Source organism: Peptoniphilus senegalensis JC140, assembly GCF_000321025.1.
GTDB lineage: Bacteria > Bacillota > Clostridia > Tissierellales > Peptoniphilaceae > Peptoniphilus_A > Peptoniphilus_A senegalensis.
The window spans coordinates 69,918-93,379 of the sequence record NZ_HE610718.1; the positions used below are offsets into that span (position 1 = coordinate 69,918).

At 33.6% G+C, this 23,462-nt stretch carries 27 protein-coding genes and 2 other annotated features; of the genes, 3 read left to right on the forward strand and 24 right to left on the reverse strand.

All coding sequences use genetic code 11. The annotated features are described in order from the left end of the window. Nucleotides 1–30 precede the first annotated feature (30 nt). From PTSHG_RS04560 to PTSHG_RS09220, 10 genes are all read right to left on the reverse strand, one after another. Nucleotides 31–852: an ABC transporter ATP-binding protein gene (locus PTSHG_RS04560; protein ID WP_019107708.1), complete on the reverse strand. Its 822-nt coding sequence runs from the start codon at nucleotides 850–852 to the stop codon at nucleotides 31–33. Then, the gene (locus PTSHG_RS04565; RefSeq protein ID WP_019107709.1) at nucleotides 839–1,723 is read right to left on the reverse strand and encodes an ABC transporter permease; all 885 of its coding nucleotides are present in this window, start codon (nucleotides 1,721–1,723) and stop codon (nucleotides 839–841) included. Before PTSHG_RS04565 ends, PTSHG_RS04560 begins: the two co-directional genes overlap by 14 nt. A gap of 31 nt (nucleotides 1,724–1,754) precedes the next feature. Next, a complete protein-coding gene (locus PTSHG_RS04570) occupies nucleotides 1,755–2,744 on the reverse strand; it encodes an ABC transporter substrate-binding protein (protein WP_019107710.1) in 990 nt (329 codons plus the stop codon). A gap of 38 nt (nucleotides 2,745–2,782) precedes the next feature. Next, nucleotides 2,783–3,015 (reverse strand) — a binding site (T-box leader). A gap of 103 nt (nucleotides 3,016–3,118) precedes the next feature. Next, nucleotides 3,119–4,093 (reverse strand): ABC transporter substrate-binding protein, encoded by a 975-nt coding sequence (locus tag PTSHG_RS04575; RefSeq protein ID WP_019107711.1) that lies wholly within the window; start codon nucleotides 4,091–4,093, stop codon nucleotides 3,119–3,121. A gap of 49 nt (nucleotides 4,094–4,142) precedes the next feature. After that, nucleotides 4,143–4,371 (reverse strand) — a binding site (T-box leader). Between the two features lie 41 nt (nucleotides 4,372–4,412). Then, nucleotides 4,413–4,595 (reverse strand): hypothetical protein, encoded by a 183-nt coding sequence (locus PTSHG_RS04580; RefSeq protein ID WP_019107712.1) that lies wholly within the window; start codon nucleotides 4,593–4,595, stop codon nucleotides 4,413–4,415. 1 nt (nucleotide 4,596) lies between these two features. Further along, on the reverse strand, nucleotides 4,597–4,779 hold the full coding sequence (locus PTSHG_RS04585; protein WP_019107713.1) for a hypothetical protein: 183 nt from the start codon (nucleotides 4,777–4,779) through the stop codon (nucleotides 4,597–4,599). 22 nt (nucleotides 4,780–4,801) lie between these two features. After that, nucleotides 4,802–5,518, reverse strand: coding sequence for an NAD(+) synthase (nadE, locus tag PTSHG_RS04590; RefSeq protein WP_019107714.1), 717 nt, complete (start codon nucleotides 5,516–5,518; stop codon nucleotides 4,802–4,804). A gap of 16 nt (nucleotides 5,519–5,534) precedes the next feature. Continuing rightward, nucleotides 5,535–6,167: a YigZ family protein gene (locus tag PTSHG_RS04595; protein ID WP_019107715.1), complete on the reverse strand. Its 633-nt coding sequence runs from the start codon at nucleotides 6,165–6,167 to the stop codon at nucleotides 5,535–5,537. Beyond that, nucleotides 6,160–7,449, reverse strand: a complete 1,290-nt coding sequence (gene hflX, locus PTSHG_RS04600) for a GTPase HflX (protein ID WP_019107716.1) — start codon at nucleotides 7,447–7,449, stop codon at nucleotides 6,160–6,162. Before hflX ends, PTSHG_RS04595 begins: the two co-directional genes overlap by 8 nt. A gap of 90 nt (nucleotides 7,450–7,539) precedes the next feature. Then, the gene (locus PTSHG_RS09220) at nucleotides 7,540–7,761 is read right to left on the reverse strand and encodes a hypothetical protein (RefSeq protein WP_019107717.1); all 222 of its coding nucleotides are present in this window, start codon (nucleotides 7,759–7,761) and stop codon (nucleotides 7,540–7,542) included. A 174-nt stretch (nucleotides 7,762–7,935) separates the two neighbouring features. Here PTSHG_RS09220 and PTSHG_RS04610 point away from each other — a divergent pair, with 174 nt between their 5' ends. Both PTSHG_RS04610 and PTSHG_RS09960 read left to right on the forward strand, forming a co-directional pair. After that, a complete protein-coding gene (locus PTSHG_RS04610) occupies nucleotides 7,936–10,830 on the forward strand; it encodes a transglycosylase domain-containing protein (protein WP_019107718.1) in 2,895 nt (964 codons plus the stop codon). Nucleotides 10,831–10,838: 8 nt separating this feature from the next. Next, on the forward strand, nucleotides 10,839–11,015 hold the full coding sequence (locus PTSHG_RS09960) for a hypothetical protein (RefSeq protein WP_019107719.1): 177 nt from the start codon (nucleotides 10,839–10,841) through the stop codon (nucleotides 11,013–11,015). A gap of 55 nt (nucleotides 11,016–11,070) precedes the next feature. Here the strand turns inward: PTSHG_RS09960 and PTSHG_RS04620 are convergent, their stop codons facing one another. The 3 genes from PTSHG_RS04620 to PTSHG_RS04630 form a co-directional block, all read right to left on the reverse strand. Next, nucleotides 11,071–11,583, reverse strand: a complete 513-nt coding sequence (locus tag PTSHG_RS04620) for a macro domain-containing protein (RefSeq protein WP_019107720.1) — start codon at nucleotides 11,581–11,583, stop codon at nucleotides 11,071–11,073. 130 nt (nucleotides 11,584–11,713) lie between these two features. Next, nucleotides 11,714–13,219, reverse strand: coding sequence for a Na+/H+ antiporter NhaC family protein (locus PTSHG_RS04625; protein WP_019107721.1), 1,506 nt, complete (start codon nucleotides 13,217–13,219; stop codon nucleotides 11,714–11,716). 10 nt (nucleotides 13,220–13,229) lie between these two features. Then, nucleotides 13,230–13,952 (reverse strand): dihydroorotate dehydrogenase, encoded by a 723-nt coding sequence (locus PTSHG_RS04630; protein WP_019107722.1) that lies wholly within the window; start codon nucleotides 13,950–13,952, stop codon nucleotides 13,230–13,232. A 143-nt stretch (nucleotides 13,953–14,095) separates the two neighbouring features. On the opposite strand from PTSHG_RS04630, the gene PTSHG_RS04635 reads away from it, so the two are divergent. Continuing rightward, nucleotides 14,096–14,998 (forward strand): restriction endonuclease, encoded by a 903-nt coding sequence (locus PTSHG_RS04635; RefSeq protein ID WP_019107723.1) that lies wholly within the window; start codon nucleotides 14,096–14,098, stop codon nucleotides 14,996–14,998. A 26-nt stretch (nucleotides 14,999–15,024) separates the two neighbouring features. Here the strand turns inward: PTSHG_RS04635 and PTSHG_RS04640 are convergent, their stop codons facing one another. The 11 genes from PTSHG_RS04640 to PTSHG_RS04690 all read right to left on the reverse strand — a co-directional run bounded on the left by PTSHG_RS04640 (nucleotide 15,025) and on the right by PTSHG_RS04690 (nucleotide 23,405). Next, nucleotides 15,025–15,267 carry a DUF1294 domain-containing protein gene (locus PTSHG_RS04640; RefSeq protein ID WP_019107724.1) on the reverse strand — a complete coding sequence of 81 codons (243 nt, stop codon included), beginning with the start codon at nucleotides 15,265–15,267 and terminating at the stop codon, nucleotides 15,025–15,027. Between the two features lie 79 nt (nucleotides 15,268–15,346). Continuing rightward, nucleotides 15,347–15,829: a hypothetical protein gene (locus tag PTSHG_RS04645; protein ID WP_019107725.1), complete on the reverse strand. Its 483-nt coding sequence runs from the start codon at nucleotides 15,827–15,829 to the stop codon at nucleotides 15,347–15,349. A gap of 148 nt (nucleotides 15,830–15,977) precedes the next feature. Next, nucleotides 15,978–16,775, reverse strand: a complete 798-nt coding sequence (locus PTSHG_RS04650) for a putative hydro-lyase (RefSeq protein WP_019107726.1) — start codon at nucleotides 16,773–16,775, stop codon at nucleotides 15,978–15,980. Beyond that, entirely contained in the window at nucleotides 16,772–17,716 is a 945-nt protein-coding gene (locus PTSHG_RS04655; protein ID WP_019107727.1) for a 5-oxoprolinase subunit C family protein, read from the reverse strand. The genes PTSHG_RS04650 and PTSHG_RS04655 overlap by 4 nt, the downstream gene beginning before the upstream one ends. After that, nucleotides 17,709–18,455, reverse strand: a complete 747-nt coding sequence (pxpB, locus tag PTSHG_RS04660; RefSeq protein WP_019107728.1) for a 5-oxoprolinase subunit PxpB — start codon at nucleotides 18,453–18,455, stop codon at nucleotides 17,709–17,711. Before pxpB ends, PTSHG_RS04655 begins: the two co-directional genes overlap by 8 nt. A 14-nt stretch (nucleotides 18,456–18,469) precedes the next feature. Then, complete coding sequence (locus tag PTSHG_RS04665) at nucleotides 18,470–19,675, reverse strand: NRAMP family divalent metal transporter (RefSeq protein ID WP_019107729.1); 1,206 nt, start codon at nucleotides 19,673–19,675, stop codon at nucleotides 18,470–18,472. Between the two features lie 10 nt (nucleotides 19,676–19,685). Further along, on the reverse strand, nucleotides 19,686–20,459 hold the full coding sequence (locus PTSHG_RS04670; protein ID WP_019107730.1) for a LamB/YcsF family protein: 774 nt from the start codon (nucleotides 20,457–20,459) through the stop codon (nucleotides 19,686–19,688). Nucleotides 20,460–20,604: 145 nt separating this feature from the next. Then, nucleotides 20,605–21,357, reverse strand: coding sequence for an ABC transporter ATP-binding protein (locus PTSHG_RS04675; protein WP_019107731.1), 753 nt, complete (start codon nucleotides 21,355–21,357; stop codon nucleotides 20,605–20,607). Beyond that, complete coding sequence (locus tag PTSHG_RS04680) at nucleotides 21,354–22,376, reverse strand: ABC transporter substrate-binding protein (RefSeq protein WP_019107732.1); 1,023 nt, start codon at nucleotides 22,374–22,376, stop codon at nucleotides 21,354–21,356. The genes PTSHG_RS04675 and PTSHG_RS04680 overlap by 4 nt, the downstream gene beginning before the upstream one ends. Further along, nucleotides 22,373–23,137, reverse strand: a complete 765-nt coding sequence (locus PTSHG_RS04685) for an ABC transporter permease (protein WP_019107733.1) — start codon at nucleotides 23,135–23,137, stop codon at nucleotides 22,373–22,375. The genes PTSHG_RS04680 and PTSHG_RS04685 overlap by 4 nt, the downstream gene beginning before the upstream one ends. Then, the gene (locus PTSHG_RS04690; RefSeq protein WP_019107734.1) at nucleotides 23,106–23,405 is read right to left on the reverse strand and encodes a thiamine-binding protein; all 300 of its coding nucleotides are present in this window, start codon (nucleotides 23,403–23,405) and stop codon (nucleotides 23,106–23,108) included. The genes PTSHG_RS04685 and PTSHG_RS04690 overlap by 32 nt, the downstream gene beginning before the upstream one ends. Nucleotides 23,406–23,462 lie beyond the last annotated feature (57 nt).

Below are 23,462 nucleotides of genomic sequence, written 5' to 3' on the forward strand. Positions count from 1 at the left end.
ACTTTTTTCCATGCAATTATTTTATGAGGTTTATGCAATTTTTTCTACTTGTTTCATATTTTCTATTTCTTCAATCTTTTGTGATTCTAAGTTACTTGTCTCTTCGATTTTTTCGTTGTAAATTCTATTTAATTCTTCTTCTGTAACTTCATTTGGAAGGATGTCTAAGACAACTTTTCCCTTATTTAGCATTATTATTCTGTCAGAATATTCTATGGCGTTTTTCAAGTTGTGTGTGATCATAAGGGTTGTTATTTTTTCTTTTTTTATAAGGTCATTGGTCTTATCCATAATTAGCTTTGATGTCTTTGGGTCAAGGGCTGCTGTATGTTCGTCAAGTAAAAGTATTTTTGGTTTTTTTACTGTCGCCATTAAAAGAGATAGTGATTGTCTTTGTCCACCTGATAAAAATTTTACTTGTGTCTTTAATTTATTTTCAAGTCCAAGGTCAAGGCTCTTTAGTTTTTCAATTATTTTTTCATTGTTAGCCTTGTCGATTAATTTTTTGAAGGTAAATTTATGTCCCTTTTTAAAAGCCATAGACATGTTTTCTAAAATATTTAGGCTTTGGCAAACTCCCTTTGAAGGGTCTTGGTTTACCTTTCCAATGTCAATTGCCCTCTTGTCTTCAGATAATTTTGCAATGTCTACATGGTCTAAGAGAATTTCTCCCTTATCTGGGTTAAGTGATCCAGAAATCATATTAAATAATGTAGACTTGCCACATCCATTTGGTCCTAAAATTGCAACGCACTTATTTTCTTCAATATCAAGGGAAAAGTTATTAAATACTTGATTTTCTTCTTCCATTCCCTTGTAAAAAGTTTTTGATATATCTTTAATTTGTAGCATTTTCTTCCCTCTTTCCCTTTAATACAGATAGTCCCTTGGAGGAGACATTATTATAAACTATAAAGAATACAACTATTATTGCAGTTATTCCCTTTAAATCACTTGGAGCAAGTCCAAGGTAAAGAGCTATGCCGTAGATGATTCTATAAATTATTGCTCCTATTATTGCTCTTGTAGTTCTATTTAAAAAGTTTGCGTTCTTTAAAAAGGCATCGCCTATAATAACTGATGCAAGAGCAGATACGATTATGGCTTGACCCATAGTAATGTCAGCGTATCCATTTGACTGTGCCATTAAGGCTCCTGCCAAGGCTGCCAATGCATTTGAAATTATAAGACCTATAGCAATATACTTGTCTGGATTTTTGCCAAGAGCTTTTACTAGAGTTTCATTGTCGCCAGTTGCCAAAAGTAAATATCCTTTTTCTGTTTTTAAAAACCAATCTAAAATAATTTTTATTATTAGGGTCATGACAATTAAAATTACAATTTTTGGCAGGCTTTCAAAAAGTTGAAAAACAGTTTTATAATCAAAGAAGGTAACATTTGGCGTGCCAGTAATTCTCAAATTAACTGAATATAAAAATGTCATAGTCAAAATCCCTGCAAGTATTGCCTGAATTTTAAATTTTCTAAATAAAATATAAGTTATATATCCACCAAGACCACCTGCAATAAGTGAAACTAACATTGCAAGTAGTGGATTCATACCAAGAGTTAGCATCTTTGCAAAGGCAAAAGCTCCCAGTGGAAAGGTGCCTTCCACAGACATATCTGGAAAATCTAAAATTTTAAATGTTATTACTACTCCTATTGTCAATATGGAAAATATAAGTCCCATGACAATGGATTCCATTATTACTGAATTCAACTTTCTTCCTCCTAAAATTTATTACAATTTTTTATTCAACGACCTTTGCGTCTTTCATTAAATTATCTTCATTACTTAGTCCAAGGGCCTCAGCAGTTTTTTTGTTTACAACTTTTCTTGTGTCAGTTGAAAATACTACTGGAAGTTCAGAAACTTTTTTGCCGCCAAGAATTTCACTTGCCATGCCTGCTGCTTTCTTTCCAAGATCTACATAGTCAACACCTGCACTAAATAGTATTCCATTTTCTACAGGTCCTTCTTCTGATGCAAAGGAAGGAATTTTTGCTTCCTTTAAAGATTCTGCTATTATTGTTGAGGCAGATGAAACTGTGTTATCTGTAATCGCCATAAAGATGTCAATCTTTGGCTCTATTGTCTTTATTGCAGTTGACACGTCATTAATATTATTTACTCCAACTTCAACTACATTTAATCCAAAACCTGCAGCTGCTTTTTTAAGTTCTTCTACTTGGAATTTTGAATTGGCTTCGTTTGTAGAAAACATAACGCCAACATTTTTAACATCTGGGAAAATACTTATCATTTCTTCAAGTTGTGCAGAGATTGAAAAATAATCGCTAACGCCTGTAATATTTCCTTCAGGTTCTTCCAAATTTTTAACAAGATCAGCACTTTCAGGATCAGTTACTGCGTTAAAAATAATTGGAACTTCCTTTTCGCCATTTTTTGCACCTTGTGCAGCTGGTGTTGCAATTGCATAAATCAAATCAACTTTTTTATCTTGAAAAGATTTAATAATTGATGGTACAACTGTCAAATCTCCATTGGCATTTTTTGAAATAATTTCAACATCTGGGTTAGTCTTTTTTATTTCATCTTCAAAACCTTGTCTTGCTCTTTCAAGAGCAATGTGGTCTGCAATTTGAATGACACCAATTTTTTTTGCACTGCTAGTTTCCTTAGCAGTTTCTTCTTTCACATTTTCACTATTTCCACTTTTGCCACAAGCTACAAGGACAAGGGACATAATAAGTAAAACAAACAACTTTCTAAATTTCATAAAAAACCTCCATAAAATAAAAAAAAGCCTTTCATCCACATTGGGACGAAAGACTGACTTCGCGGTACCACCCGATTTTATAATCTAAAAAGATTACCTCACTTTAAGGTCTAACAACCTCTAGCCTCAGTTAACGGTGGCTTCCGTACTTGCCTACTAATTTCAACAAATAAGCTTTAGAGTGTATGTTAAATTTTTGTGTATTGCCTCGCACCAGACGGCAACTCTCTTAAATCATCAAAAATTCTTTTTTCTCTTTCAACGCTTTTATTAAATTAAAATGATTATATTCTAGTAGCAGAACAAAGTCAAGCCTTTTTTTATTTTTCCCAAAAAATTTTTTATTTAGTTTTATTGAATGAAATTCATTTAAATTATTTTAAAATTTCAGCATCCTTTAAATTTTCGTTGTTTAAGTCAAGTCCAAGAGCCTCTGCAGTTTTTCCATTTACCTTTTTCTTTGAAGCCTTGTTGTCTTCTGCGTGAATATTTTTAATGTCTTCGCCCTTTAAAATTTTTATGGCAAGATCAGCTGCTTGTCTTCCATGTTCGTAGTAGTCAACGCCTTCGCTCATGAGTAGTCCCTTAGAAACTTGTCCTTCTTCTGCTGAAAGAGATGGGATTTTTTCTTTTAATAAATTTTCAGCAACTATTGGACCAGCTGATGCAACTGTGTTATCAGTTAGGGCATAGTAAGCGTCAATCTTTCCTGTTAAAGTTGAAAGAGCTTGACCAATGTCATTGATATTATTTATTCCAACAGTTTCAAGTTTAAGTCCAAGCTCGTCACAAGCCTTCTCTAAAGCTTCCACTTGTACCTTTGAATTAGCTTCATTAGTTGAGAAAATTGTTCCTATAGTTTTTACATTAGGATAAATTTTTAAGAAGGATTCAATTTGAGCCTTGGCAGAAACTGCATCATTAACTCCTGTTATGTTTGTAATTTTATCTGGTCCTTCAATTAGCCCTGCTTCCACTGGATCTGTAACTGCTGAATAGACAATATATTTATTTGGAAGAGCAGTCTTTGCTCCCTGTGCAGCTGGAGTAGAAATAGCGTAAACTAATTTGTAGTCATCGCCTTCAAATTTTTTTGGCCCAGTAGTAGTTAAAGCTTGGTCGCCTTGCAAATTTTCCACTTCAACTTCTGCCTCAATGCCTTCTTCCTTTAACCTATCCTCAAAACCCTTTAGGGCATTGTCAAGGGACACGTGTTCAATATACTGAATGGCGCCAATTTTTATTTTTCCATCTTCTTTTTCTGCTTTCTTATCGCCTGCACATCCAACAAGTGAAAGTGCAAGGGCACCAATACTTATAACTTTTACCATTTTCTTTAAATTTTTCATTTTTGTCCTCCAAAAAAATTATTTAAAATAATAAAAAAATCCTCCACCCATATAGGGCGAAGGATTCGCTGTACCACCTAAGTTCGAAATATAAATATTTCCTCATTAAAGATCTAACAATCTCTAGTCCATGATAACGGTGACTGCCGTGAAGATCTACTTTTTTTCAATCTTCATGCTTTAGAGTGAATATATGATACTAACTTGTCTGTGGGCTCTCACCATCCCCACTCTCTTTAAGACTTATTAAATACCTTTTTCTCTTTCTTCGCATTTATTATTTTATTAGAAAGTATTATAGGCACAGGAAAATTATTTGTCAAGAACTTTTTTTATTTTTTATTTTTTCTATGACAAAATAAGTTAATATATATAAGACAAAAACTATTATGGCAATTATAAGTTTGTGATCCTCGTAACTTCCAAACTTGTAAATAAAAATTTTTCTAACAAAGACTAAGTAAGCAAGTAAGACTGAGGCATTTTTGATGTATTTTTTCAACTTATCTCTTTCTCCTTGAAATGATATAAATAATAAGCCAAGTTATTAGATAAACTCCTATGCCAAAAAGATCATATTTTATTACATCATGATTTAAACTCCCCGTTTTGTAATAAATAAATCCTTCAAAAATTATCATACAGAATATTAAAATAAATAAATTTTTAATCCTATCTTTTAACATTTAAACCAGCTTTAAATAAATTTTAGATTTCAAATTTTGGAGTCATTACTCTCTTATGCTCTGAATTTTTGTGCATTCTGTCGATTTTTTCTTTTACATCAGGCTCTGGAACTTTTTCTCCCCTGATGTAGGCGTCAAGAACTTCATAAGTAAAGCCCATTTCATCTTCGTCAGTTTGTCCCACCCAAAGTCCTGCTGATGGTTTTTTATTTATTACAAATTCTGGCAGTCCAAGTTCCTTTGCTATTTCAAAAATATCTGTCTTTAAAATATTTGCTATTGGCATGATGTCTGCACCAGAGTCGCCATATTTTGTTGAATAGCCAAGATACCATTCGCTGGCATTTGATGGACCGAGGACTAAGTAGCCAAGGTCTTGGGCATAATAATAGAGTGTAGTCATCCTAAGTCTTGGCTTGATGTTTGACCTTGCCATCTTGTTTTCTGATGTAAAGGATGCCTTCATAAGCTCTTCAAAGGTGCCTGTAAGATCAATTGTCTTTGTCTCTAAATTTATTGCTTCGGCAACTTTTAGGGCATCTTCTCTGTCCTTATCTATGCTGTCGCAGGGCATAATTAGTCCAAGAGAATTTTCTGGGAAAACTCTTTTTGCTATGGCAGCGATAACTGCTGAATCAATTCCACCTGATAGACCAAAAATAAATCCCTTGGCGCCAACTTTTTTTGCATAATCTTCTACCCATTTTACTAAATTTTCTGTAACTTTTTTATAATCCATAATGTCTCCTAAATTTTTAATAAATAATTTTTCCTTCAATAGTTGGAAGTTCAATTTCTTCTAAGTCTTCTTTTATAAAATTTGCAGAGGTCAAATCTCTAATTTTATCTAAAATGCTTTTGTCATCATCAATATCAATTGTGACCTCAACTTTATCTGTATAATTTTCTTCTAGAGTTTTAAAATTTTCATTGGTTAATAAATTAATTATAGCGCCGTGAAAGGTGTAATCATAAATTATTTTTGTCCTTGTAAATTTTTTTCTCACAACTCTTCTGGCTTGGTCAAGGGCCTTTACAACTGAATCCGTATAAGCACGAACAAGTCCGCCTGCTCCAAGTTTTGTGCCGCCAAAGTAACGAGTGACAATGACGAGGACATTTTTCATATCTTCTTTTTTTAGGACTTCAAGCATGGGAACTCCAGCTGTGCCAGATGGCTCTCCATCGTCAGAATATCTCTGTGTAAGTCCATCTTCGCCAATTATATAAGCGTGGCAGTTGTGAGTTGCAGACCTCTCCTCTTCCTTTACACTTTTTAAAATTTCAAGGGCTTCCTCTTCACTCTTTACGAAAAAAGCTCTTCCAATAAAAATAGATTTTTTTATTTCAATTTCAGCCTTTCCATTTTTTAAAATTGTCTTATACATTTACAACATAACCCTTTACTTTTTCGTATTCCCTTTCTTCAAGTCTTAGTTCTAAATAAATTCCGTCATCTTCATAGAGAGGTTTTGCATCAAATTTTTCCACTAATTTGTAAAGTAAATCTGTATCATCATAGGCAAATTTTAATTTCACATCAAAATATTTTTCCTCGAGATTGTCTTCGATAACTTTTAAAAGCTCATCCATATTCTCGTCCTTCTTTGCAGAAATATACACTTTTTTATCTGGAAGAACTTTTAGTGGTAAATTTATATCGTAGATATTTATCTTGTCCACCTTGTTAAAAACTGTAATTATATTTTTATCCAAGACATCAATATCCTTTAAAATTCCCATAGTGGTGTTGTACTGAATTTCCAAGTCCTCACTTGATGCGTCAATTACATGAAGAATTAAATCAGAATACTTAATTTCTTCAAGAGTTGACTTAAAAGCCTCGACGATTTTTGTAGGAAGCTTTGAAACAAAGCCAACAGTATCAGAAATTATAAACTCGCGACCAGAAAGGAGCCTTGCCTTTCTTGAAGACGGGTCAAGTGTTTCAAAGAGCATATTTCTCACAGAGACCTCTCCAGAGTCTTCATCCTTTAATCTATTTAAGATTGTGGACTTGCCTGCGTTGGTGTAGCCAACAAGGGAAACAATTGGAATGTTAGAATCAAGTCTTCTAGTCCTCGTCGTGTCTCTAGTTTTTTTTGCCTTCTCAAGCTTTTCCTTAATCTTGTCGATTTCTCTTTTTAACCTTCTCCTGTCAGTTTCAATAATTTGCTCGCCTGGTCCTCTAGTACCAATTCCACCACCAGTCCTTGACCATCCGTCAATTCCAAGAAGTCTAGGCAGTTGATATTCAAGCATGGCAAGTTCAACTTGAAGCTTAGCCTCATAAGTAGTGGCACGAAGTCCAAAAATATCTAAAATTAAATTTGTCCTGTCAATTACTTTCTTCTTAATTCTCTTTTCTAAGTTTCTAACTTGAATGCCAGAAAGTTCATCATTAAATACAACGGCATCAACTTCTAAAAGCTCAACCATTTCCTTTATCTCGTCGACTTTACCTGACCCAATTAAATATTTTGGATTGAACTTTAAAATATTTTGCGTAACTTCTCCCACAACCTCTGCCCCATCTGCAAAGACAAGGTCACTAAGCTCCTTCATAGAAGTCTCAAGACTGTGAGGGTAGGCACCAATATTTGTGCCAACAATAATAACTCTCTCTAATTTTTTATTTGAATTCAAATTCTCTAAATAAACATTATCCATAACTACATTATACTACATAATGACAAATTCCTCTTTTAAAAAAATTTGCATAATAAAAAACAAGGCTTAAATAGCCTTGTCTAATAAAATTTAAACTTCTACAGCCTCATCAAAACTCTTTATAGCTTTTTCTGTTTCAAAAAACTCTTCATAACATCTAATAGCTTCCTTAAAATCTTCTTTTAATTCTTCTAAATTTTTTCCATCGTAAAGAACAAGTGCGTAAATTCCTAGAATTTTCCCATAATACAAATTATCTTCTTTAGAAAAATTAATATCTCCTATATAAACATTGTGTTTTAAATATTTCATATTACACCCCTAGCTTATTTAAGGTTAATCAATAACATTTTAATTTATAAAATTTTTATTTTCAACAAAACTATGCTACACTCATTTCATAAAAAAATAAGGGAATACTATTTAGCTTATTAACATAATAGTAATCATCTTCTTAAAATGTTATAATTGAAAAAAGGAGTAACTATGAAAAATTTTGCACATGTAAAAAATAATTTTAAAAATTTAGATAAAAAACAAAAAATTAAAATTGGACTTTTAATTCTACTTTTAATTTTTGTTTTAATTATTTCACTTTTTTCAGCACTCATTGTTTCAATTATTTCAAAAACTCCTGCCACAGACTTAAATAATTTGAGCTCATCCTTTAATCAGAGCTCCTATATTTATTCTAAAGAAGGAAATCTAATTGAAAAAATTGAATCACTGGAATATAGAACTTTAATTGACATAAATGATATTCCAGATAACGTAAAAAATTCTTTTGTCGCAATCGAAGACCACAGATTTTACAAACATAAGGGTCTTGACCCCATTGGCATTATGTCTTCTATTGCCGCAAATATAAAGTCTCACTCCCTTATACGTGGAGGGTCTACTATTACACAACAATTGGTGCGTTCAGTATATCTCACTAACCAAAAAACTCTCGGCAGAAAAATTCAAGAGGCATATTTGTCTCTACGCGTTGAGGATGTCCTAGAAAAAAATGAAATTTTGGAAGCCTACTTAAATAGAATTAACCTTGGACAAGGTGCCTATGGAATTGAAGCTGCTGCTCAAACTTATTTTTCTAAGGACGCAGTGGACTTAAACATTGCAGAAGCTGCACTCCTTGCTGGCATACCAAAATCTCCAACAAATTATTCTCCCTTTAAATCTGTCCCAGAAGAATATTTAAAGGATGACTTTAAAGTAATTGGCACTCGTGAAATTGACGGCAAAGATTTATACATGGTCTTAAATGATGATGCCTTTAAGAGACAAAAAATTGTCTTGATGAGAATGCACGAGCTTGGCTACATTGACGATAAAGAGTATGAGCGTGCCAAAAACTATGATATTGTAAATGCCCTAAACCCACGAAATTTTAAAAATCACACAATGTCTACCTATTCCACTGACTACATAAAAAAAGAAGCTTCTAGATACCTTGCTGATTTTTATAAGACATCTTTGGAAGAAGGCGAGCACAAACTTTTCACTGGTGGCTACAAGGTTTATTCCACAATTGATGAAAATATTCAAAAGGACTTAGAAGACAAGTACGAAAACTTCAAAAGCTTTTTGTTAAATAGGTCATCAAGTGGTGGCAGCAGAATGTTGAACCTAAACTTCGATGATGGCAACAATATTATTTTTGGCGACGAGATTTTGTATTTTGCACGCAACAATATTTTAGATGAGAACTTTAATTTGGTAATTCCAAAATCATCTTACAGCATTTCATCTCATGACGATTTAAAAATTAAGAGCCTTTACTTCAAAGACTTAGGACAAAGAATTGACATCATAGATGCCTATATCATTGACAAAAATAAAATTTTAAACACTTATGAAATTGGCGGCCTAAAAATTGAAGAAGGAGCTGGGGAACTTAAAAATAATTATTTAATTATTGACGGAGCCTACTTAAAGGACTATCCAGACTTTTATAGAGTTGAAAATGACAACTTGATTATTTCAAATAAATATTTTGACTTCAATCCAAGCCCTCTTATGCAACCACAATCTGCAATGATCGTTGTCAACAATGACAGTGGCTTTGTGGAGGGAATAATTGGCGGTCTCGATGTAAGGACAAAGAATGCAAAAATTTTAAATCGTGCAACGGACTCCTATAGACAAGCCGGCTCTGCCCTTACACCTTTTTCTGTCTACCTACCTGCCCTTATGGAGGGAAAAACTCTTGGCGACGTTTATGACGATGTTCCAACAACTGTTGACGGAATGTTTTGGCCACACAATTATTATGATTCCTTTAAGGGTCTCATGACTCTTCGCCTTGCCATGGAAAATTCATCTAATGTCATTGCAGCTGAAGTCCTAAAGGAAATTGGAAAGGACAAGGCCATGGATGTCCTTAAAAAATTTGAAATAATAAGAGAAGATGGCGACGATTATTTTATAAATCACAGTGAAAATAAAAAGAAAAATGACGAAAATTTAGAGTCCCTTGCCCTTGGCAATATGCAAGTTGGTATCAGCTTATCTCAATTATCAAAAATGCATCAGACAATTTCAAATGGTGGAGTATATAAAGAAGAGACGGCAATTTTAAAAATTGAAGACCCTAGCGGAAACATAATTATTGACAACTCCAACAAGGAGAAAAAACTTTTTGACGAAAAGACTTCCCACCTTCTTAAAGATGTATTTATTTCTAACAGCCAAAGAGGTAACGCAAAGGGTGTCCACATTGGCAAGTCAGAAACTGGTGCTTACCTGGGACAAAATAAAACCAATTCAGATTATTTTGTTAACGGATTTAATAAGAGTCACACAATTTCTCTTTGGGTTGGTGCCGACTCGCCAAAAATTTCTCTAACTTCAGACAAGTCTGCGGCAATTGATTTATTTAACACAATGACAAAAAATTTGAGCAAGGCTGAAAATTTTGATGAAGACCCATCCTATATTGTAACGAGAAAAATTTCATCAAAGAGCGGCAAACTTGCCACAAAGATGAGCGATTACGCAGGTGCATCTTACAGTGAAAAATATATTTCTGGCACTGAACCAAGTGAGCAAGATGACTTGTTTAAAAAATATTTAATTTGCAAAGACTCCAATAAACTTGCTACGCAGTTTTGCCCAAGTGAGTCAGTCCTATATACAGTTCGTTTTGAAAGAAAAGATAAATATGACGCCAAGGACCACTACGGCATCTATCCTGATGACTATATGACTCTTCCAAAGGAACACTGCGATGTTCATACTAGAGAGTGGTATAATGAATTTGGCGAAGAAGAAAATAATTCGCCAAAAAAAGATAAAGCTAAAAAATCATCAAAACAAGAAAAATCAAAAAAATCTTCAGATAAAATAAAGACAAGCAAAACAAGTAAGAAGAAAAAATAGGAGGAAATATGAAAAAATTAAAGAGCTTAATAAAATTAATTGCCTTTATAAGATTTATAAAGCCTAAAAGAAGAAGGAGAATAATAAAACTAATGCCCCTCTTAAACCCAAAGAGGGCAGGCAAAGTTGCTTATCACGCTGGAAGAATAAGAATGAGAAACGAAATAAAAAGATTGTTATACTAAAAAAAGGATCTGCACTTCAAATGCAGGTCCTTTTCTAAATTTATTCACTATGTTTTTATCTTTCAATCCACTCTTTATTTTTCTTTTTTAAAACTTTAACTACGCAATCGTTAAGAGCAGAAATAGTCACATCAAGCTCCTTATCCTTTATAAAGTCTCTTATTGTGTAGACTGCCACTTCTGCTGCTTCATCTAGGGGATAACCATAGATGCCTGAGGATAGAAGTGGAAATACCACGCTCTTTAAATTATTTTCCACTGCTAGGGAAAGAGCAGACCTATATGCCGCTTCTAGAGTTTCTCTTTCCCCCTTATTGCCATCAAAATAAATTGGTCCAACTGAATGAATTATGTGTTTTGATTTTAAATTATAGCCCCTTGTAATAACAGCTTGGCCTGGTTTTATTGGTGCAAGTTTATTACATTCTTCTTCTAAGCCTTTGTCGCTGGCTTCTTTAAAAATTTGTCCGCAAACTCCGCCGCCTCTTTTTAATTCTGCATTTGCTGCATTCACTATTGCGTCAACTTCGTAATCTAAAATATTTTTCTTTTCAATTTGAAAGCTCATAATGCACCCCTTATATTTCTTATTTTAAATATATACCACTTTATTTTATTTTTAAAGTAATATATAAAAGTTTTTTTCAAATTTTTAATATATCTCAAAAAAAAGACTAACACGAAGTTAGCCTTAAAAATTAATTTTCAATTTTCAAATATTTATTTATTGTCATTCTCTTTAACACAAATACAATTACTGCAAGTATTACTATTCCAATTGGAAGTGTAAGTGCTGGCTTTCCTATTATGCCTGATATTAAGAAGGCAAGAGCTGACGCACAGCCTACGCTAATTGCATAGGGAAGCTGACTGGACACATGGGCTATGTGGTCACAGCCTGCTCCTGCTGATGACAAAATTGTTGTGTCAGAAATTGGTGAGCAGTGGTCTCCAAATACTGAACCAGAAAAAATTGCCGCAAGGACAATTGTAAGGAAGTGCATGTGGTCTGTGTGCATTAGGATTGGCACAATTATTGGAATTAAAATACCAAAAGTTCCCCATGCTGTTCCTGTTGAGAAGGACAAAAATGCTCCAACTACAAAAATTATTGCTGGTAAAAGCCACATTGGCATTGTTGAATTAGAAATAAGAGACGCAATGTAGGATCCTGTGTTTAAAAATTCGTCGCTTGTTATTCCTCCAATTGTCCATGCAAGAGAAAGAATTACTATGGCAGATACCATTGTCTTCATTCCTTCTACGATTCCCTTCATAAATTCTTCAAACTTTAAAAGTTTTCTTGGAATATATAATACAAAGGAAACGACAATTGCAAAGAAGGCTCCTATTACTAGGGACAAGTTTACATTTGCATCGCCAAAGGCAGCTGCTGCTCCCACTCCATCAGAGAAAAATCCTCCAGTCTTTAGCATCATCATTACTGTTACAAAAATTAATACTACAATTGGCACTACAAGGTCATAAACTTTTCCATTTTTTGAATACTCATAACCTACATCTTCTTTTTCAATTATTCTTGATGTGTCATTTAATTCATACTTTTCCATTACTCCCATTTCTATATCTGTTGTTGAAAAATATAGGATTAAAAGAAGAGTAAGTATGGGATAGACATTCATAGGTATTGTGCTTAAAAATATACTCATTGGGTTTTTTACGCCAGTATCTCCTATTACTGCAACTACTGATGCTGCCCAAGATGATACTGGTGCAAGAATACATACAGGCGCTGCTGTGGAGTCAATTATGTGGGCAAGTTTTGCCCTTGAGACTTTGTTTTCGTCAATAATTGGCTTCATAACTGCACCGACTGTTAGGCAGTTAAAGTAATCGTCGATAAAAATTAACATTCCAAGAAAAGCTGTGGCTAGTTTTGCCATTTTTTTGCTTTTAATCTTTTTACTTGCCCACTTTCCATAGGCAAAAGATCCCCCTGCCATATTCATTACCATTACAAGAGAGCCAAGCATGGTCAAAAAGACTAGCATTAAGGCGTTGTCGCCCAGCTTAGTTCCCATTAAATCAAAAACTGTTTCTAAGGCGGCAATAATATTTCCACCAGTGTAAATAAGTCCTCCAGATAAAATGCCAATTAAAAGTGAAGTTATTACTTCTTTAGTTATAAGTGCCAAGGCAATGGCAACTATTGGAGGAACTATTGATAAAATTCCAAATTCCATTTCTTCCCCTTTATTTCTCCTTTTCTTTCATGTTAAATCTATACTTATCCATAACTTCTGAAAAAATTTCAGAGCTTGACTGTGGTGTATAAGTGATGGCATTTGCTCCTGCGTCTATTGTCTCAAGTATATGCTCATCTGTATGTCCACCTGTTGCGATAATTGGGAATTCATCTCCAAGTATCTTTCTTGTATATTTTACTAATTCTGCAGTCTTTTTGCCGCCAGCAATATTTAAAACTCTTGCTCCTGCATCTACCTTGCCCTTTATGTCATCATACTTCGTTATTACTGTTGCAATAACTGCTATGTCTAGGGTCTTTGAAATTAGTTCTATGTTTTCATTTGACATTGGTGCATTTACTACAACTCCTGTTGCTCCAAGTAGCTCTGCTTGTAGTCCAATGTTTACTGATCTTAATCCTGATGTCGTTCCGCCACCTATTCCAACAAAAACTGGAACTGATGCAACTTCTATTATTGCTGATATTATTTTTAGTTGTGGAGTAAAAGGATAGACAGACATAATTGCCTGTGCGTTGTTATTTACTACAACTGGAATATCATTTGTAAACATGAGAGATTTTATTCGCTTTCCCATAAAATTTATTCCACTTGCCCTATATGTAACTTCAGGAACAGACACTTGTCTTCTTCTAAGTTCAGTCTCTATACTTGGAACAAATTTCTTTTTCTTTTCTATATTTTCGAAATTAGTTTCAAAATTTTCCATATTTCCTCCATATAAGTAAAATTTCTAATTATATCTATAATAATAAAATTTTGACTAAAATGTCAATTCAAATTATATCACATTATAAAAACAATAAATCTATGATATACTTTTTTTATAATTAAAATGAAAGAAGGATGACAATGCTTCCTAATTTAAAAAGATTTGGATTTGAATTTGAAAATTGCGAAAATAGAATTTCTTATTCAATTTATCACGAAAATAAACCAATTAAACTAACAGAAGAGATGACAAAAATTTTGGAATACCTCCTTTGGTATGTCCCCAACATAAACTCAATTCAATCGCCAGAAAATGAACTCACATCTTCTATTAATTTTGAAAATTTTGTCTTTGGCATAATAAAATCTTATATGAATTTAGAAAATAAGGATGTTGCCTTTTTAGATTACATAGACAAAGACATTGTAAAATTTTATGAGAAGAAAATTTGTCCTCACTCACAAAAGATAATTTTGATTCAAGGAGAAAGGGAATCTAAAACTGACTCCCTCCTTCGTCACATAAGAAATGCCCTTGCTCATGGACACTTTACAATAGTGGAGGATATGTTAATTGGCTTCGACTATAAAACTGCAACAGAGGGCAGAGAAGTTTGTACAGGAATCTTTAAAATTTTCCCACAAAATCTCTTGCGAGGACTTTCAAGCCTTGACGAAGAAATAACAGCAGAAAAGCTAGCACAAATTTCCCTTCAAAGAACTGGCTACATAGTTGAAAGATTTAAAAATACAAGGAAAGATGCTTCTTTTGACTTTTATGTTAAAAAGGGCAAAAAGAGATATGCTCTTGAAATAAAAAAATACAATAACATCGAAGTTTTACCAGAGTCTGAAGTAAAATCCTTAGTCAATAAATTTTCTAATTTATATCAAGGCATCACTCCCGTTCTATTTGTAAACACTTCTTTCTTAAAAAAGGAAACTAAGAAAAAATTAAAGGAAGAAAATGTTATAATTTTGGATATAAAAAATATTTTAAAAATGTTGGATAACCGAGATATTTTAGCTGAAATAGATGCCTAAAAAAGGATGCAATTTTTTTTGCATCCTTAATTTTTTATTAAATAAATTGTAAGAGCCATGCCAATGATGTTGGCTATGTAAAATTTTTTCTCACGAGTCTTGTGACGGAAAATCTCCATTCCAAGAAAGCCTCCTAATCCTGCAAAGATTGAAAGTGTCAAAAGAGTTTTTTCGCTTATTCTCCACATATCGTGCTTGGCCTTGTACTTATCTATGCCATACAGAATAAAATTTATGAGGTTTAAAATTATTATATATTTATTTTCCATTAAATCATCCTCAACTTATAAACTACAAAATATAATATCACAAGTTGAATATGAAATTAAAAATTTTTTTAATAAAGGCTTACTCCATCAGTTCATATTTAGCAGCACCAGCTTCAAATTTTTCATTGTCTAAACTTTCAACTAAGTTGTCAAAGTCCTCTTGGCTTTTTTTATAATCATCTACTTCTTTCCCATACTTAATTTTTAAAATTTCATTGGCAAGGTCCTTATCAATTGAAGAAAAGTATAGGTCTTCTCCTGAATACCTAACTTCTTCTGCATCAGTTAAGATAAGTAGGATTACTCCATTTATAAAAGCTTTTTTTAAGGACTCATCTTGGCTTATGTCAGACTCGCCACTTAGTTTAATTTCCAAATCCTTGCTTTTTACTTTATAATCTTCAGGCTTATAGGGTCTCCAGTCAATCCTTCCAACTAATTTCTCTAGACCCCTTTCCTTAGACAAATCTGTCTTCATAGGATAAAGAGATTTATTCTCACAAGCAGTGAGGAAAAGCATTAAGACTCCTAATACAAATAAAAATTTAAAATATTTTTTCATAGAAAGGACTCCTTTAAACTTTATTACTTTACTTAATTATACTCTTCGTCTACTTAATCTACAAATTTTTAAGCATAAAAAATCTGTCAAGTTTTGATGTGTACACATCATTTCCCTGACAGATTTTTAAAATTTGTATTAAAAGTTTTTAGAATACTGAGACATAAGAATCTTTCTTGTCTAAGATAAGCATGTGACCAGGAGCATGAGTGATCATAATTTCTGGTTTAGATGCCATAGCAACAGCCTGAGGTGTTACACCGCAAGCCCAAAATACTGGCACTTCCCCTTCTTTAATTTCACTTCTTTCGCCAAAGTCTGGCTTGTCAATGTCTTTGATTCCTATAACAGCTGGATCTCCAATGTGAATTGGTGCGCCATGAGTTGCTGGGAATCTTGCTGTTACAGTTGTTGCTCTTACAATGTCCTTGTAAGGGATTGGTCTCATTGATACAACTGTGTTTCCATGGAAAATTCCTGCTGGCTCTGTCGCTATATTTGTTATATACATTGGCACATTGTGTTCATCTTCAATATGTCTTACGGGCACATCTGCTTCAAGCATTGCCTTTTCAAAGGAGAAGGAACAACCAATTACAAAGGTAACGAAATCATCTTGCCATACATCTTTTAAGTCCTTAACTTCTTCTACGAATTCGCCATTTTTATAAATTCTATACCTTGGCACATCAGTCCTAATGTCGGCACCATCTGCCATAATTTTTGTAAGAGGACTTCCTTCGTCTAATACTTCAAGTATTGGACATGGCTTTGGATTTCTTTGTGCAAAGAGCAAAAAGTCATAGGCATATTTTCTTGGAAGTATAGCAAGGTTAGCTTGCAAATATCCTTCACTCATACCTGAAGTTGGAAGATCAACTTCGCCCTTTCTTATGAGTTCTCTAACATCCTTTGGATACATTTTTGCAAGTTGGCTTAATTTCATATTATTGACTCCTTCTTTATATCATCAAATTTGTTTTTATAATCAATAGTTAACTTTTGAGCTTCTTCAATGGTAACTTTTTGGAAAAGAACCTTGTCCAAGAAAGTCATTTGTGCAAGCTTTGGAAGGTCTGGTGTAATTACATTTCCAATTTTTGTATAGCCACCAGTAGTTTGTCTGTCTGCAACAAGGATAATTGGTTGACCATTTGCTGGCACTTGGATTGAGCCGAAATTAGTTCCGTCAGAAATAATATCTGCTGTCTCTTTGTGTTCAATTTCAGTTCCCTTTAATCTAATTCCCATTCTGTCAAAGTCCTTAGTCACTTGGTAGCCACCTGACCTAAATAGGTCGTGGATTCCCTTTTCAGTGAAATAATCATCTTGAGGTCCAAGGACAACTCTTAAAATATTGCAATGCGAAAACTTTGGAAGATATTTTTCAGGTATTCTTCTCATTGTCTTTTCTCTAGACTTTTTGATGTTTAAAGTATCCTTTGCTTTTAAAGCTCTGCCATCAATTCCACCCATTTTTGTCTTGATGTGAGTTGACTTTGAGCCGTTTACCATAGGCACATCAATAGAACCGCCAAAGGCTAAATAAGACCTTATGCCTTCATTTACTTTTCCAAATTGAAGAGTGTCCCCTGCTTTTACTTTTATAGTTTCAAACATTGGAATAGCTTGTCCATTAATCTTTGGACTCATATCAGAACCTGTTATTGCAAGAGTTAAATCTTCGTTAAATTTCAAAGTTGGTCCAAAGTAAGTCATTTCAAGTACAGCTTCGTCAAGTTTATTTCCTACTAAAATATTTGCAAGTCTAAAGTTGTAATCATCCATGGCTCCTGATGTAGGAATACCCAATTCTTGATAACCGTATCTACCAGAATCTTGAATTGTTGTAAGAATTCCACCATTTATTACATCAATACTACTCATGAAGATCACCCCTCTTTACTTTTTTAATTGAAACTTTATAGGTATCATTTTCCACTTCTTTTGCTATCTTGTCATATTCATTTTTATCAATTGAGACGTATCTAATGTAGTCTCCAGCTTGGATAAATACTGGCGGCTCCTTAGTATCATCGTAAAGTTTAAGTGGAGTTCTGCCAATTAATTGCCAACCTCCAGGTGATTCTAGTGGATACATACCAGTTTGGTTGGCTGCAATACCAACAGAGCCTGGTTCAATTTTGAGTCTAGGACTCTTTAATCTAGGAGTAGCAATTCTTTCATCAAGACCACCAAGATAAGTGAAGCCTGGCATAAAGCCCATCATATAAACTAAATAATCTGTGCCAGAGTGAATTTTTATAACTTCCTCTATGCTAAGATTTGCATTTTCAGCAACAAAGTCAATATCTGGACCATATTCTTTTCCATAAAGTGTAGGAATTTCAATTAGTCTAACTTCATCACTTTCTTTATTTGAATCCGCCTCGCTAAGTCCCTTTAGAATATCTACCATTTCGCCATAAGAAATTTTTACTGGGTCATAATTAATTAGTACTGACCTATAAGTTGGCAAAATATCCAAGATTCCATCTAATTTTTTCTTTTTTAAATTTTCTACAACTGCGGCAATTTTTGCATTGATTTCTTTTTCAATTGTATTGCCAAATTCCATGACAATGGCGGAATCGCCAGCAGTTAGAAATTTTATTTTATCATACATTTTTATCTCCTAACTTAGCCAAATAGTTTTCCAATATTTGCTATTACAGTTTGAACTCCCATGAATGCAGTAACTGCAACTACAATCCAACCAAGAATGAAAAGTAGATTAGAGTGAACATAGTCCCCAACGATTTTCTTGTTCTTTGATGCAAGTAAAATTACTGCAAGAGTTATGGGAAGAATAAAACCATTAAGTGTACCAACTACTACTAATAGAGTTTGTGGTTGTCCAATAAAGATAAACATAATTGTAGATAATACGATAAAGGCAATTGTAACTATATTTTCATGATCAGCTACAAATTTGAATAATGTCTTTAAAAAAGATACTGAAGTATAAGCTGCACCTACTACTGAAGTAAAGGCTGCTGCTGCAAATACAAATCCAAAAATCTTATATCCAATTACACCTGATGCAGCTAAAAATGAAGATGCTGCAATGTTATCAGGGTCAATTTGTGCTCCTGCCATTTTTGTAACACCAAGAATTGCTAGGAATAGTAAAACTCTAACGATAAAAGCAACACCAATACCAAGTGATGCAGATTTTGTAACTTGTGAAAGATTTTCTTCTCCAGTGATTCCTGCATCAATAAGTCTGTGTCCACCTGAGAATATAATATAACCACCAACAGTTCCTCCGATTAGAGTAAGAGTTGGTTGTAAAATACTATTAAATCCACCTGAAGGTCCTACTGCTGATTTTAAAGCTTCTCCAACTGGTGGTTGAGTCTTAATTGCTACAAAGGCAATTAGGATAATCATAAGTGCACCTAAAACTTGTGTAACTCTATCCATAATTGAAGATGCAGATTTAGATGAGAATAAAATTATACCAATTACTCCACCAATAGCTGCACCGATTTTTACATCAACTCCAAAAATTACATTAAGTCCAAGTCCAGCACCGCCGACATTACCAATATTAAATGCCAAACCGCCAAGAGCAACTAAAAATGCAATTACATATCCAAGTCCAGGAAGTACATTGTTTGCAATGTCTTGTCCTCTCATTTTAGAAACTGCAATAACTCTCCATACATTAAGCTGTGCTATGTATGAAAAGATTATTGAAATTAAAATTACAGCTGCGAAGTCTGCTCCAATTTTTGTAGTAAAAGTAGCAGTTTGTGTCATAAATCCAGGTCCTATGGCAGATGTTGCCATTAGGAAAGCTGCTCCTAATAGGACTGATAAATTATTTTTATTTTTTTCCATATTTTTCTCCTTATTTTAAGAAAGAAGTTAAAGATTTAATTTCAATACCTTCTGCCTTAAGTCCTTCTCTAATATTCTTTACAAATTCAAGAGCTTCTGGATTATCCCCATGAACACAAATAGAATCTGCAACAATGTCAATTTCCTTACCGCTCGCAGTAGTAACTTTATTTTCTTTTATCATCTTTACTACTCTTGGGATTGCTTCTTTTGGATCTTTTACAAAAGCGCCAGGCAGAGCTCTATTTACAAGAGTTCCGTCTTCGTTATATCCCCTGTCAGCAAAGACTTCTTGAGCAACTCTAAGCCCTCTTCTCTTTCCTTCTTTTGCAATGTATGAACCACTAAGTACCATTAAGATTAAATCTTTATCATATTCTTCTACTGCATCTAAAACTGCATTTGCAAGTTTTTCGTCATTGCAAGCAGTATTGTAAAATGCTCCATGAAGTTTCATGTGTTGAAGTTTTTTGCCATGAGCTTTTGCAAATGCAGCAAGTGCTCCTACTTGATAAAGCATATATGCTCTTGCTTCTTCAGGTTTGACATCAATTTTTCTTCTGCCAAATCCCATTAAATCTGGATAGCCAGGGTGAGCACCAATTTCTACACCATTTTCTGCAGCTGCCTTACAAGTTGCATCCATGATAAGTGGGTCTCCTGCGTGATAACCACAAGCACAGTTAATGCTAGTTACATACTTGACAATTTCTGAATCCATTCCAAGCTTATAAGCACCAAAAGATTCTCCAATGTCGCTGTTTAAATCTACAAAATATTGCATTAAATTCCTCCTCTTTCTAAATAAAAAATTGAAATAGCCTAAGTAAATTATAATAAAATTTATTAAAATATGCAAACATTCCCAAATGCTATTTAATAAGCTTATACCAATAATAGATAAACAAAAAACGAGGAAATTTCCTCGTTTAAATTATTTTATCAAGTTTTTCTATAATGTATTTTTTATACTCAATAAATTTTTTATTTTCAAAAAAGTTTTCTTGAAAATCTTCATTGATTTCAATTTCATCAATTATTGTTCCTGGATTTTTCCCCAAAATATAAATTCTATCAGATAGCTTAACTGCTTCTTCAATGTCGTGAGTTATAAAAATTGTAGAAATTTTCATTTCGCTAATAATATTTTTATACCACTTGTGAATTGAAGCCTTTGTTATAGCATCAAGTGCAGAGAAGGGTTCATCTAAAAGTGCAACTTCATTGCTAAATACATAAGTCCTGAGAAGGGCAGCACGCTGTGCCATTCCTCCAGAGAGTTGTGATGGGAATTTATCTTCACATCCCTCAAGTCCAAAATCAGCAAAAAGCTCTCTAACTTCTTCACGAGCAACTTTTTTCTTTTTACCACGAAGAATTAGGGGAAGAGATACATTGTCAATGATTGTCATATAGGGAAGAAGAAGATCTTTTTGTAGCATATAAGAAACTTTCCCTGCAATACCTGTGATTTCTTCCCCCTTTAAAAAAACTTTTCCCTTATCTGGTTTCGAAAGACCCGCTATTATATTAAATAGCGTAGTCTTTCCAGAGCCAGAAACTCCAACAAGAGATACTAACTCCCCCTCATTTAATTTAATGTTTATATCCTTTAAGACAAGTTTGTCTCCAAAGGATTTATCAACATCAGTAACTTTTAAAATTTCTAACTTGTCACTCATTTTAATTTTTCTGGATTTACAAAATCATTAGTGAAACCGAAGTCCTTTGGAATTTCTTTGTCAATTAGTTTGTTTTCCCATAACCAAGCGTAGAAATCGTTCCATCTTTCTGGATTAATTTCGCCAAAGTAATTTGCATCATCTTTGTATTTGTCAGCAATATATTCCATTGCCTTTATTGTGTAATCTTTATCAAGTTCTGGATTTAATTTAACTAGAATTTCTGCAGCTTCTTTAGGATTTTCTGCTGCATATTCATAGCCTTTAGAGAAGGCTCGCATAAATCTCTTTGCCACATCTTCCTTGTTCTTTAAGAAGTCATTATTTGCAATTAAAATTGGTGTGTAGTAGTCAAAAATTGGGTTGATGTCTTTGAAAGCAAAATAATTAATTGGCACATTTTCCATTCCAGCTCTTACGCCATCTACTGGGTAAAAAATCCAAACTGTGTCAATGTCCTTTCCTTGGATTGCTGCAATATTATTTGTAACGTCACCAGGAACTAAATTAACTTTAGAGAAATCTCCACCATCATCTTCTACAACTTGCTTTAAAATTGCTTGTTCAATAGGAAGTCCCCAAGTTGAATGATTGTGATTTTCCATATCCTTAGGTCTTTCAATATTTTTGTCCTTTGCAGAAAAAATACCTGAAGTGTTGTGATTTATTATTGCAGCAAGAGCAGTAACTGGAAGTGGTTCATCACTTGCAAAAGCTGGTGCAATTGTGTCTTGGAAAGATACTCCGAAGTCAGCCTTGCCTGATGCAACAAGAGCTTCAACTCCATTTGCCGGTGGTTGGTTTACTTCAACTTCAATGCCTTCATCTGCAAAAAATCCCTTGTCCATTGCAACATAAAGTCCTGCATGATTTACATTTGGGTCCCAATCAAGCAAAAAGCTAACTCTTTCTGTTGGAAGGTCTTTTTTTTCTTCAACTTTTTTATTTTCTGTTTTGCCACAAGCTGTAAGCATAAGGCCTGCCAATAATAAAACTGATAATTTCTTTAAATTTTTCATTTTTCCTCCATCCACGGCATCATCTTTTTTTGTAAAAAGCCAACTAACTTCATCAATAAAAGAGAAATTGCCGAAATTAAAAATATAACTGCAAACATCTTATCAAAGGAGTAATTTTTTTGAACTCTAATCATATATACTCCCAAACCTTTGTAACCACCTAGCCACTCTGCAATAACTGCTCCTACAACTGAATAGGAGACTGCTATTTTAAAAGCAGAGAAAAAATTCCCTAAACTTTCTGGCAGCTTAATGTATCTATAAATTTCCGCCTTTCCAGCACCCATTGCCTTTAATAATTTTATCTTGTCTTGGTCCACCTGCTTAAAGGCCTCAAGAAGAGAAACAGCAACTGGAAAAAATGTCACAATTACAATAAGTGCAATCTTTGGCGCTATACCATAGCCCATCCACAAGACTAATAAAGGTGCTATTGCAACTGTTGGCACAGTCTGTGTCAAAACTAAAATCGGATAAAGTGCAGAATAAATAGTGGCTGATAAATCCATTAAAAGTGCTGCAATAAAACCTAGGCTCACGCCAACAAATAAACCTAAAAAGGCTTCTGTAAGTGTCGTGCCTAAGTGCGATAAAATTGTAGGAAAATCTGTCACAAAGGCTTTAATTACATCAAAGGGCTTAGGAAGTAAATATGGTCCTACAATCCCTCTAGTAGTTATAAAATGCCAAATAACTAAAATGACTATTATCAAAGAAGCTGCTGAGATATTATCCTTGATACTTGCCTGTTTTTTCTTCAATTGTCAAAATCCCCTTTTCAGAATAAAAAGTCTTGGAATAACAAGCAACTTGTTGTGAAATTTCTCCTGCTATCTTCACGCAATTTTTTAAAATTTCAAAGGCTTTGTCAAAGTCATCTAATTCTATAACTGTTTCAAAGGGCGTAACAACATAATTTACCTTTTGACTTATAATATATTCAATTACCTTATCTACAACTGCAACTACAGATTCTGTTGTGCCTTCTTTAGTTGTAGGAAGAATTTGTATCGCTATTGATATTTTCATAATAACCTCCTCAAATAAATTTGCAAAAATAAATTTTTGCATAAAAAAAGTCCCCAA